The organism is Streptomyces sp. NPDC026673 (genome assembly GCF_040638135.1).
Lineage (GTDB): Bacteria > Actinomycetota > Actinomycetes > Streptomycetales > Streptomycetaceae > Actinacidiphila.
The window spans coordinates 1-15,666 of sequence record NZ_JBEZXR010000026.1; the positions used below are offsets into that span (position 1 = coordinate 1).

Annotated in this window: 14 protein-coding genes; 6 read left to right on the plus strand and 8 right to left on the minus strand. The window is 75.6% G+C overall.

The window, feature by feature from the left end:
* Nucleotides 1–364: 364 nt before the first annotated feature.
* Entirely contained in the window at nucleotides 365–1,108 is a 744-nt protein-coding gene (locus AB0F62_RS19290) for an aminoglycoside 3'-phosphotransferase (protein WP_361799973.1), read from the plus strand.
* Nucleotides 1,109–1,196: 88 nt separating this feature from the next.
* Nucleotides 1,197–1,916: a VWA domain-containing protein gene (locus AB0F62_RS19295; protein ID WP_361799976.1), complete on the plus strand. Its 720-nt coding sequence runs from the start codon at nucleotides 1,197–1,199 to the stop codon at nucleotides 1,914–1,916.
* On the opposite strand, the gene AB0F62_RS19300 is transcribed toward AB0F62_RS19295, so the two are convergent.
* On the minus strand, nucleotides 1,903–2,511 hold the full coding sequence (locus tag AB0F62_RS19300) for a hypothetical protein (RefSeq protein ID WP_361799979.1): 609 nt from the start codon (nucleotides 2,509–2,511) through the stop codon (nucleotides 1,903–1,905). The genes AB0F62_RS19295 and AB0F62_RS19300 overlap by 14 nt on opposite strands.
* 350 nt (nucleotides 2,512–2,861) lie before the next feature.
* On the opposite strand from AB0F62_RS19300, the gene AB0F62_RS19305 reads away from it, so the two are divergent.
* Complete coding sequence (locus tag AB0F62_RS19305; RefSeq protein ID WP_361799982.1) at nucleotides 2,862–4,205, plus strand: hypothetical protein; 1,344 nt, start codon at nucleotides 2,862–2,864, stop codon at nucleotides 4,203–4,205.
* 180 nt (nucleotides 4,206–4,385) lie between these two features.
* Here AB0F62_RS19305 and AB0F62_RS19310 read toward each other — a convergent pair whose 3' ends face one another.
* Nucleotides 4,386–6,047 (minus strand): IucA/IucC family protein, encoded by a 1,662-nt coding sequence (locus AB0F62_RS19310; RefSeq protein WP_361799985.1) that lies wholly within the window; start codon nucleotides 6,045–6,047, stop codon nucleotides 4,386–4,388.
* Between the two features lie 75 nt (nucleotides 6,048–6,122).
* On the opposite strand from AB0F62_RS19310, the gene AB0F62_RS19315 reads away from it, so the two are divergent.
* Nucleotides 6,123–7,724, plus strand: coding sequence for an IucA/IucC family protein (locus tag AB0F62_RS19315; RefSeq protein WP_361799988.1), 1,602 nt, complete (start codon nucleotides 6,123–6,125; stop codon nucleotides 7,722–7,724).
* On the opposite strand, the gene AB0F62_RS19320 is transcribed toward AB0F62_RS19315, so the two are convergent.
* The 4 genes from AB0F62_RS19320 to AB0F62_RS19335 all read right to left on the minus strand — a co-directional run bounded on the left by AB0F62_RS19320 (nucleotide 7,673) and on the right by AB0F62_RS19335 (nucleotide 13,608).
* A complete protein-coding gene (locus tag AB0F62_RS19320) occupies nucleotides 7,673–8,434 on the minus strand; it encodes a peptidoglycan-binding domain-containing protein (RefSeq protein WP_361799991.1) in 762 nt (253 codons plus the stop codon). The genes AB0F62_RS19315 and AB0F62_RS19320 overlap by 52 nt on opposite strands.
* The gene (locus tag AB0F62_RS19325; protein ID WP_361799994.1) at nucleotides 8,431–9,384 is read right to left on the minus strand and encodes a hypothetical protein; all 954 of its coding nucleotides are present in this window, start codon (nucleotides 9,382–9,384) and stop codon (nucleotides 8,431–8,433) included. The genes AB0F62_RS19320 and AB0F62_RS19325 overlap by 4 nt, the downstream gene beginning before the upstream one ends.
* Nucleotides 9,385–9,460: 76 nt before the next feature.
* Nucleotides 9,461–10,939, minus strand: coding sequence for an NAD(P)/FAD-dependent oxidoreductase (locus tag AB0F62_RS19330; protein WP_361799997.1), 1,479 nt, complete (start codon nucleotides 10,937–10,939; stop codon nucleotides 9,461–9,463).
* 80 nt (nucleotides 10,940–11,019) lie between these two features.
* Nucleotides 11,020–13,608 (minus strand): SpoIIE family protein phosphatase, encoded by a 2,589-nt coding sequence (locus AB0F62_RS19335; RefSeq protein ID WP_361800000.1) that lies wholly within the window; start codon nucleotides 13,606–13,608, stop codon nucleotides 11,020–11,022.
* 231 nt (nucleotides 13,609–13,839) lie between these two features.
* Between AB0F62_RS19335 and AB0F62_RS19340 the strand changes: the two genes are divergently transcribed.
* Both AB0F62_RS19340 and AB0F62_RS19345 read left to right on the plus strand, forming a co-directional pair.
* Entirely contained in the window at nucleotides 13,840–14,280 is a 441-nt protein-coding gene (locus tag AB0F62_RS19340; protein WP_361800003.1) for an OsmC family protein, read from the plus strand.
* A gap of 156 nt (nucleotides 14,281–14,436) precedes the next feature.
* Entirely contained in the window at nucleotides 14,437–15,036 is a 600-nt protein-coding gene (locus tag AB0F62_RS19345; RefSeq protein WP_361800006.1) for a TetR/AcrR family transcriptional regulator, read from the plus strand.
* On the opposite strand, the gene AB0F62_RS19350 is transcribed toward AB0F62_RS19345, so the two are convergent.
* Together AB0F62_RS19350 and AB0F62_RS19355 are read right to left on the minus strand one after the other, a co-directional pair.
* Nucleotides 15,026–15,334, minus strand: a complete 309-nt coding sequence (locus AB0F62_RS19350) for a GNAT family N-acetyltransferase (protein WP_361800009.1) — start codon at nucleotides 15,332–15,334, stop codon at nucleotides 15,026–15,028. The two genes, AB0F62_RS19345 and AB0F62_RS19350, sit on opposite strands and share 11 nt — an antisense overlap.
* Nucleotides 15,331–15,600 (minus strand): DUF2630 family protein, encoded by a 270-nt coding sequence (locus tag AB0F62_RS19355; protein WP_361800012.1) that lies wholly within the window; start codon nucleotides 15,598–15,600, stop codon nucleotides 15,331–15,333. Before AB0F62_RS19355 ends, AB0F62_RS19350 begins: the two co-directional genes overlap by 4 nt.
* Nucleotides 15,601–15,666: the final 66 nt, after the last annotated feature.

Genomic DNA, 15,666 nt, shown 5'->3' on the forward strand with positions numbered 1-15,666 from the left:
TGTCCACCCTCATCGACGAGGTCATCGAGTGGAGCAGCGCCCTGGCACCGCTGCGCGGCTGACCCCCCGCAACCGCCGCCGGGACCCGCAACGGCGCGGGTGACCCGGCGACCGGGCGGGACACCAGGCGCCGGGGCCGGACGGAGGATCCTCCGCCAGGCCCCGGCGCTACCGCGTTTCCCTGCTGTGCAGCGTCTCCGCGACGTGTGTCCCCGAGATGCACGCCGCGTCACCCGCGGTCGAGGGAGCGCGCACAGGACACCGACCGGGGAACCGCCGCTCCTCGTGCGGGAGCCGGTGACCGCGGACGGCCGTCCGGGGAAAACCCGTGGCTTCCGGCGGTGTCCGCGGGCAGCATGCAGCGGTGAGGATTTCGGGACCGCCGGACGGCGAGGTGGAGGTGCCCGCGCGGATCGGCGTGCTGGCGGGGGAGCGCACGCCGGTGCCCGTGTGGCGGAACGAGGCGGGCGGGGTGACCTTCCGGCTGGGCACGGGGGAGGACCGGCTGTTCGCCAAGTGGGCGCCGGCGGGCTCCGGGCTGGATCCGGGGGCCGAGGCGGAGCGTCTGGAGTGGGCGGGCCGCTTCACGCCCGTGCCGCCCGTCGTGGAACTCGGGGCGGACGACGAAGGCACCTGGCTGGTGACCCGGGGGCTGCCCGGGGAGAGCGCCGTCAGCCCGCGCTGGACGGCCGATCCCGGTACGGCGGTGCGCGCGCTGGGCGCGGGGCTGCGCGCGTTGCACGACCGGCTGCCCGTGGACGGCTGCCCGTACGACTGGTCCGTCGGCACCCGGCTGGAACGCGCCCGGCGGGCGGGCAGGCAGGTGCCCGCGGACCTGCCGCCGGCCCCGCCGGTGGGGCGTCTCGTCGTGTGCCACGGCGATCCCTGCGCGCCCAACACGCTGCTGGGCGAGGACGGAAGCTGGTCCGGGCACGTCGACATGGGCGCCCTCGGGGTCGCCGACCGCTGGGCCGACCTGGCCGTCGCCACCTGGAGCACCGAGTGGAACTACGGCCCCGGCTGGGAGGGCGCGCTGCTGGAGGCGTACGGCATCGCCCCCGACCCGGAGCGGACCGCCTTCTATCGGCTTTTGTGGAGCGTCACCTGACCGTCCCTCGGCCGCTGACGGGGTGACCCCGCAGAGCGCGGGTGGCACGATCAGGGCGGGAAGCACGAGCGTGAGGGGGCGGGGCGGAATGGCCGTGGATCTGGAGAAGGTGCGGGCGACGGCGCCCGGGCTGGTGAGCCTGTACAAGGGCGCCCGGGTGTCGCTGGAGAAGGCCGGGATCGCCGGGGAGCGGGCCGCGGTGTACCTGGTGCTGGACCGGTCCGGGAGCATGCGGCGGCACTACCGCGACGGCACCGTGCAGCACCTCGCCGAGCAGGCCCTCGGGCTCGCGGCGAACCTCGACGACGACGGGGTCGTGCCGGTGGTCTTCTTCTCCACCGAGGTGGACGGCGTCGCCGAGATCGGGCTCGACGGCTACGAGGGGCGCGTCAACGCGCTCCACGAGAGCTACGGGCACATGGGCCGCACCAATTACCACCTGGCGATGCAGGCGGTGATCGACCACTACCGGGCGTCCGGCGCGACGCAGCCCGCGTTCGTCGTCTTCCAGACGGACGGCGGCCCCTCCTCGCGCACGGCCGCGGAACGGCTGCTGTGCTCCGCGGCCGGGCTGCCGATCTTCTGGCAGTTCGTGGGCTTCGGGGACCCGGAGGGCAAGGACTTCGACTTCCTCCGCAAACTCGACGAACTCCCGGTGCCCGCCAAGCGGCTGGTGGACAACGCCGGTTTCCACGCCGCCGGGGAGGAACCCGCGGCGGCGTCGGACGCCGAGCTCTACGGCGCGCTGATGGAGGAGTTCCCGCAGTGGCTGGCGGCGGCGCGGGCGGCGGGCGTCATCCGCGACTGACGGGCGCGACGGCTCCGGTCCCGGCGTCGGCGGCCGTGGAGGCGGCGGCCTCGTCGACGAGGCGGTCGAGTTCGGCGGCCGAGTCGGGGGCGAGCCGGTAGACGCCCTGGAGGCCGACCGACCGCATCAGTCGGCCGTCCTCGACGTGGCGCAGCCGGCGTTCGGCGCGCCGCGAACGGAAGGTGAGCCTTTCCAGGAGTTCCCCGGGGACGGTGGTGCCGAAGTCGAGCGCGCTGCCGGGGCGGCCGAGGACCACCTCGGACACGCAGCCGCCCTCGAGCGGCGACCAGTCGGGCAGCTTCGCCAGCTCTTCGGCGGACTCCTCGTACGGGATGATCCGGGCCACCTCCAGACGGCCCAGCACGTAGAGCCGCGTCTGGTGGACGCGGACCGGGAAGACGCGGTCGCCGGGCCGGACGCCGGCGAGCCGGAAGCTGGGCAGCGACTGGTGCGGGCCGCCGAAGAGGACGGTGAGGCGGCGTCCCGCGTAGCCGTTACGGGCCAGGAAGCGGCACAGGTCGTTGGACCACAACGTCGTGTAGGACTGCGGGGTGCCGGACGCGGTGCCGGAGGCGGTGGCGGGCGTGTGGGGCATGGGCGTCACCGTAGAGGGCGGTACCGACATTGATGCCGATACCCAGGTCCTGGTGGCTGTGGCTCGGGCGCTGACGGACGCCCTGCCGGGTTGTCCTCGCGCTGTGCCGTCCGGCTGCCGGGACCTGTTCTCATGGCTCCGGCCGGGCGGAACACGACCATCGGCGGCCGCCGCCGGGGGCGTGCCCGGGGCGTGTGACCGAGGTCATGGCCGGGCGCGGGGGGGGGGGGGATCCGCCGCGGGGCGCACGGGAGGCGTGGGATGCTCGGGGCGGTTGTTACCCGCTGGTAATTCGCGGGTCGCCCTCTCTGCCGTGCGCACCCCCCCACCACACGCTCCGAGGACTCTCCATGCGCGAACCCGCCCTCAGGCATGCCCGGTTAGCCACCGTCGCGGCCGTCTCCCTCCTCCTCGCCGGGTGTTCGGCCACCACCGGCTCCCCGGCCGCCGCACCCCCACACCCGGCACCGCCTTCCGCCGCCGCGCCCGCCGCTACCGCCACCGATGCCGCGCCGTCACGCGGCCTCGCCGTCAGGGCGGCGCCCACGAACCTCCCCACCGCCGTCGCGCGGGCAGGCGGCAGCGGCCGTGCCGAGCGGGCGGCGCTCAAGGTCACCTCGTACGACCGCGCCACGCGGCGCGCCGTCATATCCGCGCCGAAGGCGCCGGAGACCGGCGACGTCATCGCCAGCGGGCCCGCGCCGGGCGCTCCCGACGGACTGCTGGCGCGGGTCACCCGCGTCCTGGACGACGATGGCACGAAGACCCGGGTCGAGACCGCGCCCGCCACGATGAGCGCCCTGCTCGGCGACGACAGGGCCGCGGGCACCGTGCCGGTCGACCCTGCCGCCGTGGACGTCGAGCCGCTGGTGGCGGACGTCGACGTCTCCTGGGCGACGGCGGGCGGCCTCACCACCGGCCCGCGGGCCGCCCGGCTTCCGCTGGGCAGTCTGCGCATCGACGTCGGCGCGGCGGCCGGGGTGCCGGCCGCCGGCATGAAGGTGTCCGGGTTCGTCCAGGTGGCGCCCGAGGTCGAGTTCTCCTACGACGGCGGGTCGGCGCTCTCGCCCGACGCCGCGTTCCTCGGGCTGTCGGGGAAGTGGACCTCCGGATGGGCGGTGCGCGGCCGCGCGGCCGTGGCCCCGGGCGGCGGCAAGCCGCTGCGCGTGCCGTTCGCCAGGCTGCACGCGGATCCCGTCCTCCAGGTCGGCCCGGTGCCGGTGGTCGTCAACCTCGACCTGACCTGCTATCTGCAGGTCGAGGCGGACGGCACGGTCAGCGTCGACGTCCGGCAGGACCTCGAGGGCGGCTTCCGGCTCGGCGGCGACTACACCCGGGCCGCGGGCTGGCGACCGGTCACCGCCGCCGACATGACGAGCAGTCCGGTCCGGGCCTCGCTGACCGCCGACGGCCGGGTCAAGGCCGCCGTCGGGGCCGAGGCGAGCGTGGGCCTCTACGGGGCGGTGGGCGTCACCGCCGACCTCGGGCCCTACCTGCGCGGCGAGGCCACCGCCGCCGCGGCGTCCCGGGGCGGTACCGGCTCGGCGGGCCTCGCCTGGAGGCTGTACGGCGGCGTGGACCTCACCGGGGCGCTCCAGTTGCGGCTGAGCGTTTTTGGTACCCCGGCCTTCGAGCAGCGCATCCCGCTCGGCGCGCTGCACCGCGAATGGCCCCTGGCGGAAGGGGCGGTCTGACCGCCTCGCACCGCTGTCACCCGGGTCGTGCCCGGGACCGGCCGGGGTGAGGCCCGCACCCACCCCGGTCCCGCACCCCTCGTCCCGTACCCCGCCGGACCGGTCCGGCGGGGTACGGGACGGGGCCTTACGGGCGGCCGTGCCGGGCCGCGCACGATGCGGCGCGTCCCGGAGGGGCCGTCACAGCAGGGGGTTGGGCAGGCCGGCCCACTGGTCGCCGCCGCTCGCCGGCGTCTCCAGCCGCATCAGGGTCAGTGCCTTGACGGGGAGTTCGGGGGCGGCCAGCAGGGCAGCCCGGTCCGTACGGGTGTCCTCCGTGGCCGGGAGGGCGTCGAAGGCGCCGGCGGTCTCGGTCCGTACCGCCGCCCACAGCCGTTCCTCGGTGGGGCGGTGCCCCTCGCCGAGGGCGGAGACGAGGCTGCCGAAGGTGGTGGCGACCAGGGAGCCGTAGAGCTTGGCGTGCAGGACGGCGGGGTCGTCGCTGAGGCCGCGCCCGAGCGGGGGCGTGGCGAAACCGTTCCGGGCCAGCCGGGCCGGGCTGATGCGGACGTCGGCGAGGTCGCGGTAGACCAGCCGCAGCGGCCGGGCGTGCCGGTCGAGGACGACCAGGAGGTTCTGCCCGTGCGCCTCCAGCGCGACGCCCCAGGACAGCAGTCGCAGCACGGCCGGGAGCGCGAGGCGGGCGAAGGCGGTGAGCCAGGCGGTGCCGTCCCGCGGGGCGCCCGGCCCGGCGGCCGCGAGCAGCGAGTGGAGCAGCGGCGGCCCCCCGTCGGCGGGGCGCGCGGTGAGCGCGGCGACGGGCAGCACGGTCTCCCCGGCGGCCGGGTCGGCGAAGGCGGACGGGGACTCCCGGAGCAGCGCCGCGAGGTCGGGGCTCGGCTCGCCGCCGACGACGGCGGCGGCCGCGGCGAGGTTGCGGACGACGCGGAACGTGCCGCCGCCGAGCCGCCGCGTCAGCTCGTCGAGAAGCGAGGACAGCGGAGCGCTGTCGGTGACCGATCGCGCGGAGATGTCGCGGACGGCCGAGGTCATCCGCATGCTCAGCGCCGTCTTCAGATGGGGCCCGCCGTCCAGGGGGGCGAGCGTGCGCACCGACATCAGCGGCCGCGCCGGGAGGACGGCGCCGTCGTACGGCCGCAGCCCCAGGGCGGGCAGGATGTGCCGGGTCTGCCAGGGGTGGACGGGCAGCAGGAGCCGGTCGCCGTCGCGGAGCCGGTCCGGCCACGCGCCCGTGACCAGGCACCGGGCGGCCGGGACGGCGACGAGGTCGAGGGCGACGACGGTCCGGTGCTCGGGGCCGTAGGCGAGTTGCTCCGCCACGGAGAAGCCTGGACGGCTGCGGCAGCACGGGTGGTAGGGGTGCCCGTCGACGACGCCCTGCTCGAAGTACGACAGCGGCAGCGGTTCGCCGCCGGGCCCTTCCGCGCCCCGCGCGCCCGCCCGCGACAGGGCCAGCGAGGCGACGCTGTGGTCCAGTTCCTCGCGCAGGAGGCCGGATCCGGGCAGCCCGAGGGCCTCCACCAGGGCGGCCGGGTGGTCGTGGCGGCGGCCGTCCAGGTGCAGTGCCGGCTCGTCCTTGGGCGCGCCCAGGTCGTGCGGCAGCCGCCGGGGCCCGGTGAGCACCCGCCCGTCGTGGAACAGCACCCGGTCCGGGCCGCGCGAGGCGATCCCCGGCAGCGGTTCCAGCAGCAGGGCGCGCCACAGGCGGCCGAGGACGGCGGCACGGGCGCCGGGCAGCGCGGCCGCGTACGCGTCGCGCAGACCGGGCCGCAGGGCGGCCAGTTCGGTGGCGAACGCCGTCTCCAGGGGGCGCCGCGTCGCAGTCGCCGAGTGGGGGTACATGATGGGTCCCTACCCTACGCAGGAGGCCGCCGACCGTGCAGCGCGCACCGCACCGACCAGCAGGAACGGGCCACCGTGGGTGACGCCTGGGACCGTGCCGAGGCGCTCTCCGCGACGGCCCTGCTGAACTGCCTGCTGCGCGAGGTCGCCGAGGCCGCGGGCGTGGACGAGGGCCGGCCGGTCCACCGGCTGCCCGCGACCGGCGCGCTGCTGCGGGTGCGGGCCGGGCGTCATCCCGCCGCGCCGGAGCTGCGCACCGGGGACGACTGGCGGCCGCTGCAGTTGGAGGCGCTTGTCGATGTCGCCGCCGCGGAGCTCACCGCCCGCACGGGCGTCGCCGGCACCGCGCTGCCCGCCGAGATCGCCGACAGCCGCGACGTGCTCGCCGCGCTGCTGGAGGCCCGCGAGCACGCGCCGCCGCCCGGCGACCCGTATCTCCGGTCCGAGCAGGCCCTGGTGGCCGGTCACCGCCACCATCCGGCCCCGAAGTACCGTGGCGGCGGCCCGCCGGAGAGCTGGCTGCCCTACGCGCCCGAGGCCCACACGAGCTTCCCGCTCACCCTGCTCGCGGTCCGCGAGGACCTGCTGGCGGGGGAGGGCGACACCTCGGTCCTGGACCGGCTGTACCCGGATGTGCCCGACGGCTACCGGGTGCTGCCCGCGCACCCCTGGCAGCTCGCCCTGCTGGGCGACCTGCCCGCGTTCCACGACGGACGCCTGCTGCGGCTGGGGCGCACGGCCGTCCCGGCCGTACCGACGGCGTCCGTGCGTACGGTGTACCTGCCGGACGCCGACCTGTTCCTGAAGTTCAGCCTCGACGTGCGGATCACCAACGACATCCGCCGGCTGTGGCGGCACGACCTGCGCTGGCTCGGGCCGGTGGACGAGGTGCTGCGCGCCGTCCCCGAGGCGGACATCCTCTCCGACCGGGGCTACCGGACCGCCGACCTGGGAGGCCCGGACGCGTACGAGGCACTGGCCGTGCTCGTCCGCGACGGTCTCGGGGAGCATGTGCGCCCGGGCCTGACCCCGCTGCTCGCGGCGGCCGTCGCCGAGGGCTGGGAGGGCAGCCCGCTCACCGCGCCGGGGCTGACCGAGGACGGCGCGCTGGCCTGGTGGGAGGCGTATCTGCGGCAGGTCGTGCCGCCCGTCCTGCACGCGTACTTCCGGCACGGGGCGGTACTGGAGTGCCACCTGCAGAACGTGCTCGTGGCCGTGGACGCCGACGGGGTGCCCGGCCAGGCGCTCTTCCGCGACCACGAGGGCGTCAAGCTGGTCGAGGAGCGGCACGGCGAGCTGCTCCGCCGGCACGCGCGCCCGGACGCCCCGGGCCCCGGCGTTGACGCGGCCCACGGCTGGGAGCGCCTGGTCTACTGCCTGGTCACCAACAACCTGCTGGAGATCGCGGGCGCGGTCGCCGAACGCCACCCGGCGCTCGGCCCCGCGCTGTGGGAGCGGGCCCGGGCCTTCCTCGCCGACTGGGCCGCCGGGCACGGCGACCCGGCGCCGCTGCGCGAGCTGATCGCGGCCCCGCACATCCCGGCGAAGACCAATCTGCTGCTGCGCTGGACGGGCGCGGACGGCGCCGCCGCGCGGTACCTGCCGCTGGCGAACCCGCTGCGCCCTCAGGGCGCCGTGGTGGCCGACTCCAGCGAACGGCGCGTGGCGGGGCCGTAGAACCCCGGGCTGTCGCCCGTCACGCCGTGGTCCTGCTGGTAGCGCTGGACGGCGTCCTTGACGCCGCCGTCGTACTTGCCGTCGGCGGGGCCGTCGTACAGCTGCACCTGGTCGAGCCGCTGCTGCAGCGCCACGACCTCGGGGCCGCGCGAGCCGGGCTTGAGTACCGCGTCCGAACCGGCGGTCGCGGTACCGGCGGTCCCGCCCGGGGCGGCGGCGGTCGCGGTGCTCGTGGCGGGGGCCCGTGTCCCCGTGCCGGGTGCGGAACCGGAGGCGGACGGGGCGGCGCCGCCCGCGCCCGCCCGCGCCGACGGGGTCCCGGCGCCGCGCGAGGCTTTCGCCGTGCCGTCGGAGTCGAGCAGGCTGGGCAGCGCGAGTCGCGGCTGCGAGGCGTTCGGGGCGGGCAGCGCGCGGTCGGCCTCGCCCGGACCGGTGACGAGCCGTCCGAGCAGGGCCGCCACGCCGACGCCGGCGACCACCGCGGCCGTCGCGAGGACGGTACGCCGACGATTCCGGGGGCGGGCGGCCGCCCGGCGCGCTCCGCGGGGTTCATCCGCGGGACGCGGCTCCCGCGGCGACGACTCGCCGGGGTCGCCGCCGGCGCCGGGTGTGTGCTCGGGGAACAGCTCGGCGTACTCCGGGGCGGGTCCCGCGGAGCCCACGCCCATCAGCGGTCTGACGGTCGTTCCGCCCTGGTCCGCGCCGCTCACCTCTCCTCGCCCGCCTGGTCGGGCACGAGGCGTTCGAGTACGTCCTGGAAGTCCTCGCCGACGGTGATCAGCAGCCCGTCGCCGTCCTTCCGGCTGAGCTGCGTCAGCACCCCGTCCCGCCACCAGTAGACGTACGGGCTGACGGGCCCCACCGCGTCCTCGTGGCCCGCCGCGGCGAAGCCCGCCATGCCGTTGAGCGCCGGGATGACGGCGCTGTCGCGGATGGCGTGGAAGGCCAGCTGGTGCCGGAACGGCATGGCGACCAGCGCACCGTCGGCGGTCAGCGGCTGCCCGGTGACGCGTTCCACGAGCTCGTCCAGGACCAGCACCCGGGCCGCGGTGAAGAAGGAGTCGCCGACCAGGACGTCGAAGCGCACATCGGCGTGCCGGACCACCTCGTGCCGCTCCACCGGCAGGTCGCGCAGGTTGAGCAGGGCGCGGCCGCGCAGCTCGCGGGCGTCGCCGAGCGGCGCCAGGGCATGGTCGGCGAGCGTCATCACGCTCTCCGGGAGGTCCAGGGCGAGCACCTCCAGCAGCCCGGGCGCGGCGACCCGGGCGTAGCGGAAGGTCTCCGGGTCGATCGCGTCGGGCGGGACCAGGCGCGGGTAGAGCCGTTCGCGGATCTCCTCGGCGGGCATCGTCTCCAGTGGCGATGGCCCGTCGAGGGTCCGCAGCACCGCGCCGACGTGCTCCCGCGCCAGTTGCGGCCACACGCGCGGGCCGCGGCGGTCGTTGTGGCAGAGCGCCGCGAGGTTGCCCAGCCCGAAGCGGCGGCCGGAGTCGTCGGTCACCATGTCGGCGAAGACCGTGACCTCCAGCCCGAGTTCGGCGAACGTCTCGCGGACGATGCCGCGGAAACGCGCCCCCTCGTCCACCGAGAAGAAGGCGTACTCGGGGTCGCGGGGTGCGTCCCGCTGATCACGCTTCGGCCCGCGCCGGAAAATCCCCACCTCAGCTGTCCCCTCGACCTGGACTCGACGAGCAGGGCGCGATCCTATCGGCAGGCGCCCGGGGCCGCCGCGTCCGTCACCCCGAGCCGTCCGGCGCGTCCCGGTACGTCTCCAGCAGCCGGAGCCACACCTCGCTCATGGTGGGGAAGGCCGGTACGGCGTGCCAGAGCCGTTCCACCGGCACCTCACCGGCGACGGCGATGGTGGCGGCGTGCAGCAGTTCGCCGACCGCCGGGCCGACGAAGGTGACTCCGACCAGGTGACCCCGGTCCAGGTCGACGACGGCGCGGGCGTGCCCCTTGTAGCCGTCCGCGTAGAGACCGGCGCCGGAGACGCTGCCGATCTCGTAGTCGACGACCTTGACGCGGCGCCCCTCCCGCTCGGCCTGCTCGGCGGTGATCCCGACGGCGGCCGCCTCCGGCTCGGTGAAGACGACCTGGGGGACGGCGACGTTGTCGGCGGTGGCCGCGTGCGGGCCCCAGGGGGAGGTGTCCAGGGGTTCGCCCTTGGCGCGGGCGGCGATCGCGGCGCCGGCGATCCGCCCCTGGTACTTGCCCTGGTGGGTGAGGAGCGCACGGTGGTTGGTGTCGCCGGCGCAGTACAGCCAGCCGCCCTCGACGTCCTTGACCAGGCAGGTGTCGTCGACGTCCAGCCAGGAGCCGGGGGTCAGGCCGACCGTCTCCAGGCCCAGGTCGTCGGTGTGCGGGGTGCGGCCGGTCGCGAACAGGATCTCGTCGGTGACGAGTTCCGATCCGTCGGACAGCGACAGGGTGATCGGCCCGGACTCCGAGGCGCGCCGCAGCGCCGTGACCGACACGCCGGTGCGGAGGTCCATGCCGGCGGCCCGCATCCCGTCCGCGACGAGTTCGCCCGCGAACGGCTCCCAGCGCGGCAGCAGCCCCGAGCCGCGGACCAGCACGGTCACCTCGGAGCCGAGCGACCGCCAGGCGGTGGCCATCTCGACGGCGACGACGCCGCCGCCGACGACCACGAGCCTGCCCGGCACCTCGGGGGCGCTGGTGGCGTCGCGGCTGGTCCAGACGTGGTCGTCGGCGATCCCGGGAAGATCGGGCAGCATCGCGCGGGTGCCGGTGCAGACGGCCACGGCGTGCCGGGCGACCAGGACGCGTTCGCCGCCGTCCGCGGTCTCGACGACGACCCGGCGCGGGCCGTCGAGCCGGCCGCGTCCGCGGACGAGGTCGATCCCGGCCGACTCCAACCAGGCGACCTGCCCGTCGTCCTTCCAGTTCCCGGTCCACCAGTCGCGCCGGGCCAGCACCGCGGCCGCGTCCAGCCGCCCGCCGGCGGCCTCCCGCGAGCCCGCGACCGCCAGCGCGGCGTCCAGGGCCGCCTGCGGGCGCAGCAGGGCCTTGCTGGGGATGCAGGCCCAGTACGAGCATTCGCCGCCGACCAGCTCCGCCTCGACCACGACGGTGGTCAGCCCGGCCTGCCGGGTGCGGTCGGCGAGGTTCTCCCCGGTGGGGCCCGCGCCGATGACGATGACGTCGTAGGTGTCCGTGCTTGCGTTCGTGCTGCTGTCTGGCGCCGTGGTCATGGTTCCACCGTAGGCAACGCCGCGTCCGCGCACAGCTGGAACGGCCCGCTCGGGGGGCGTGTCCGCCGGCGCGCGGTCCGTCACGCGGGCAGTTGCTGCTCCGTCCAGATGACCTTGCCCTGGTCGGTGTAGCGGGTGCCCCAGCGCCGGCAGAGCTGGGCGACCAGGAAGATGCCGCGGCCGCCCTCGTCGGTGGTGGCCGCCCGGCGCAGCCGTGGCGAAGTGCCGCTGGCGTCGGCGACCTCGAAGACCAGCGCCCGGTCGCGCAGCAGGCGCGCCTGTACGGGGCCGGCGCCGTGGCGGATGGCGTTGGTGATCAGTTCACTGGCGATCAGCTCGGTGGTGAAGGTGAGTTCGTCCAGGCCCCAGGCGTTCAGCCGGCGGGTGATCGCGGAGCGGAGCGCGGCGACGGCCGCCGGGTCGCCGGGCACGTCCCAGCAGGCCACCTGCCCGTCGTCGAGGGCCCGGGTACGGGCGACGAGCAGGACGACGTCGTCGGCCGAGGGCCCGGGTCGCAACGCGGACTCGACGGCCGCGCACACCTCTTCCGCCGGGCGCCCGGGCGGGACGGCGGCCAGGGCCCGGCCGAGCCGGCGCATCCCGGTGTCCGGGTCGAGATGCCGGCCCTCGATGAGGCCGTCGGTGTACAGGACGAGGCCGCTGCCCTCGGGCACCGGGAACTCGGCCGTCTCGAAGGGGAGTCCGCCGAGGCCCAGTGGCGGGCCGGCGGGCAGTTCGGGGAAGCGCACCGTGCCGTCGGGGCCGAGCAGCGCGGGCGGCGGATGGCCGGCGCGCGCGAGCTGGCAGCGGCGCGCGACCGGGTCGTAGACCGCGTAGAGGCAGGTCGCGCCGGCCATGCCGGGGCCGGAGCCGCTCTCGTCGTCGAGCCGGACGACGAGGTCGTCCAGCCGGCCGAGCAGCTCGTCGGGGGGCAGGTCGAGGGCGGAGAAGTTGTGCACGGCCGTGCGCAGCCGGCCCATGGCGGCGGCCGCGTGGATCCCGTGCCCCACGACGTCGCCGACGACGAGTGCGACGCGTGCCCCGGAGAGGGGGATGACGTCGAACCAGTCGCCGCCGACCCGGCCCTGGGCGGCGGGGAGATAGCGGTGGGCGACGTCCACGGCATGCTGGTCGGGCACGCCCCGCGGGAGCAGGCTGCGCTGCAGTTCCAGGGCGAGGTGGTGCTCGCGGGTGAAGAGCCGGGCGTTGTCGATGCAGACGGCGGCACGGGCGGCGAGATCGCGGGCGAGGGTGAGGTCGTCGTCGGCGAACGGGTCGGTCCGCGCCGCACGCTGGAAGGTGGCGACGCCCAGCAGGGTGTCGCGGGCGCGCAGGGGCACGGCGATGACGGCGCGGGGCTCGCCGTCGGGGCCCGGGGCGGTGTCCCGGACCGCCGTGGCGCTGCCCAAGGCTCTGGCCTGGGGGCTGTCCGGGACGAGGCGAATCGGTTCGCCCCGGGCGTGCGGTCCGTGCGCGGGAGGCGGGACGCCGTCCCGGGCCGGGAATCCCGCGCAGTGCTCCGGTCCGGGTGCGGCGAAGGGATCGGCGTCGCTCGCCGCCACCCGGCGCAGGTGTGTTCCGGCGTCGCGCGGGGCCGCGCCGTGCAGCACGGGGTCGAACAGGTCGACGGTCGCGTGGTCGGCGAAGCGGGGCACGGCGGCCTCGACGATCTCGCGGGCGGTGCGGACGACGTCGAGCGTGGTGCCGATCCGCAGGGCGGCGTCGCTGAGCAGCTCCAGGCGGCGGCGCGCCGCGACGGCGAGGCGGCCGACCCCGGGCTCGCCGACCAGCAGCGGACGGCGCGCGGGTTCGCCCGGGGCGACGCCGGACGGCGCACCGCCCTCGGGGACGCTGACCTCCACGACGGCGCCGCCCGCCAGCGGACGGCACAGCAGATGGGCCGTACGGCCGCGGGAGAGGGGGAGTTCGAGCGCCTCGTGGCGTCCGGCGGCGATCAGTCCGGCGGCGGTCTCGGCCAGCGCCGACTCCTCCCGGTCGGTGAGCCCGGACGGGGGGCCGACGGACTGGATGCGTCCCGCGTCGTCCAGTCGCAGGGAGGGCGGGGCGGGCATCCGGTGCTCGGCCGCCAAGTAGCTGTGCAGCAGGGCGCGTTCCCGCTCGCCGCACTCCTCGAGGAGGCGCTGCTCGATGGCGAGGGCGCAGCCGCGGGCGAGTTCCGCCATCAGGGGGTGCGCGTCGCCGCACAGGCTGGTGAGGTCCAGGACCCCCTCCACCCGTCCGCTGAGGGGGTGGCGCACGGGCACGCCGTAGCAGGTGAAGCCGCGCAGGGCGGTGGAGAAGTGTTCCTCGCCGGCGACGCGGACGGGCTGCCGGGCGGCGAGGGCGGTGCCGATGCCGTTGGTCCCGGCGTCGAGTTCGTGGTAGCTGAAGCCGGGCGCGAGCCGGATCCGGTCGAGGGCGGGCAGCAGCGGCGGCTCGGCGGCCCGGCGGTCGAGCACCAGCCCCCGTTCGTCGGTGAGCAGGACGGCGGTCCGGGAGCCGGAGAGCGTGCCGGCGAGCCGGTCGAGGACCGGCCCGGCGGCCCGGATCAGGGCCCCGGCCGGGTCGATGTCGTCGGTGTACGGGACCTCGAACCGCTCGGGGTCGAGGCCGGCGGTCTGACAGCGTTCCCACGAAGCGAGGATCGGTACCCGCACGGATTCGACCACCCGGCTCACTCCTTGACGTCCGTGTGTCCCAGGTGCCGAACGTAGGGCGGCGGCGTGGCCACGGGGGGCGGGTCGGTGAAATCCCTGCGTACAGCCACTCTTGTGGGTGACGGCCCGTTTGACAGGGGGCAACACGAGGCCGTCGGGACGGGAGATCGCTTCGCGAAGCGGCGCGCGGTGGTGAAGACTTGGACCCGCCGCAGCCGTACGCCGTACTTGGGAGGATCCACCATGTCCACCACGCCCCACTCCACCACGCGGGTCGCGCACACTGTCTGGGACGGCAGCCTGACGGAGGGCAGCGGGGTCGTGACCCTCGACTCCTCCGGGATCGGCGAGTACCCGGTGACCTGGGTCGCCCGCTCGCAGGAGCCGGGCGGGAAGACCAGCCCCGAGGAGCTCATCGCCGCCGCGCACTCCAGCTGCTTCTCGATGGCCCTGTCGGCCGGACTCGGCAAGGCCGGGACCCCGCCGACCCGGCTGCGCACCCAGGCCGACGTCACCTTCAAGCCGGGCACCGGCATCACCGGCATCCACCTCACCGTCCAGGGCGAGGTGCCCGGGATGGACGAGGCGGAGTTCGTCAAGGCGGCCGAGGACGCCAAGGCGAACTGCCCGGTGAGCAAGGCGCTGGCGGGCACGGAGATCACGCTGACGGCCACGCTGGCCTGACACCGTACGGCGCCGGGCCGGCGTCGGCGTCGGGCACCCGGTCCGGCACCCGTCCGGTGCACCGCCCATCGAAACGTTTCGGTTTCGGTGGGCGGTGCCATATTGTCGATGGGATACGAAACCGTTTCGCAGGGGACGAGAGACGGAGCACGGAACATGACCACGGACGCGAGCGCACCGGCGCGCCGCACACGGCTGACGCCCGAGCGGGAGCAGGAGCTGTACCACGCGGTGATCGACCTGTTGCGCGAGGTCGGGTACGACGCGCTGACGATGGACGCGATCGCCGCCCGCACCCGGTCCAGCAAGGCCACCCTCTACCGGCAGTGGAAGAGCAAGCCGGAGCTGGTCGTGACCGCGCTCAAGTGCAGCAAGCCCGTCCACGTCGAGAAGGTCGACACCGGTTCGCTCCCCGGCGACCTGCACGAGCTGGCCGACCGCATCGGCGACGGCTCGGACGTGGACACCCCGCTGATCCGGGGCCTGGCCCACGCTTCCGCCACCAACCCCGACCTCGCCGAGGCGATGCGCCAGCACCTGATCGAGCCCGAGCTCACCGGGGTGCGGCAGCTGCTGGGACGGGCCGCCGAACGCGGCGAGATCGACGCGGACGTGCCCGCGGCCGACTTCATGCCGCACATGATGCTCGGCGCCGTGATCACCCGCAGGCTGCTGGAGGACGTGGAGGTCGACCCCGCCTTCATGCACCGCTACATCGACGCGGTGGTGCTGCCGGCGCTCGGCATCAGTCGCTGACCACGCTGCGCGGCTTGTACTCCAGATCCCGGTAGTCCGGGTGGTGGGCGATCCAGCCCGCGATGAACGGGCAGGCCGCCAGCACGCTCTGCCCGCGCTCCCGCGCCTCGTCCAGCGCGTGCCGGGCGAGCGCGGAGCCCACGCCCCGGCCTTCGAACTCCGGGTCCACCTGGGTGTGCAGGAAGGCGATCATCTCGGGGGTGCGGATGTACGTGGCGTACCCCGCCAGCCGGCCGTCGACGCGCGCCTCGTAGCGGCGTGTGCCCGCCGAGTCGGTCACCTGCGTGGCGGTCGTCATGACTCGTAGCCCTCCACCGTCTCGGAGGAGCGCACCTTCGCCTCGCCCGGATCCCCGCCCGCATCGGTCTTGGCGCGGCGCTGCCGGAGCAGGTCCCAGCACTGGTCGAGCTCCCGCTCCAGGGAGTCGAGCCGCGCCTGTTCGGTCTCGCTGTCCATGCGCCCCTCGCTGAGGAGTTCGCGCAGTGTCCTCTCGTCGGAGACCATCGCACTGATCCGTTCCAGGATCGCCCGCTCCGGGCGATCGCCCCTGTGCTGCTCGGCCACGGCCCGCACCTCCTCGGTCCCCGGCACCCACTCTAGGCAGCCCGTTGCCCGCGTGCGATCGAAACA

What these genes read in the sequence shown, in the direction of transcription:
- AB0F62_RS19295 (WP_361799976.1), top strand. Translation starts at nt 1,197, where the DNA reads ATGGCCGTGGATCTGGAGAAGGTGCGGGCGACGGCGCCCGGGCTGGTG.
- AB0F62_RS19330 (WP_361799997.1), bottom strand. Translation starts at nt 10,939, where the DNA reads ATGACCACGGCGCCAGACAGCAGCACGAACGCAAGCACGGACACCTAC.
- AB0F62_RS19345 (WP_361800006.1), top strand. Translation starts at nt 14,437, where the DNA reads ATGACCACGGACGCGAGCGCACCGGCGCGCCGCACACGGCTGACGCCC.
- AB0F62_RS19310 (WP_361799985.1), bottom strand. Translation starts at nt 6,047, where the DNA reads ATGTACCCCCACTCGGCGACTGCGACGCGGCGCCCCCTGGAGACGGCG.
- AB0F62_RS19300 (WP_361799979.1), bottom strand. Translation starts at nt 2,511, where the DNA reads ATGCCCCACACGCCCGCCACCGCCTCCGGCACCGCGTCCGGCACCCCG.
- AB0F62_RS19305 (WP_361799982.1), top strand. Translation starts at nt 2,862, where the DNA reads ATGCGCGAACCCGCCCTCAGGCATGCCCGGTTAGCCACCGTCGCGGCC.
- AB0F62_RS19340 (WP_361800003.1), top strand. Translation starts at nt 13,840, where the DNA reads ATGTCCACCACGCCCCACTCCACCACGCGGGTCGCGCACACTGTCTGG.
- AB0F62_RS19350 (WP_361800009.1), bottom strand. Translation starts at nt 15,334, where the DNA reads ATGACGACCGCCACGCAGGTGACCGACTCGGCGGGCACACGCCGCTAC.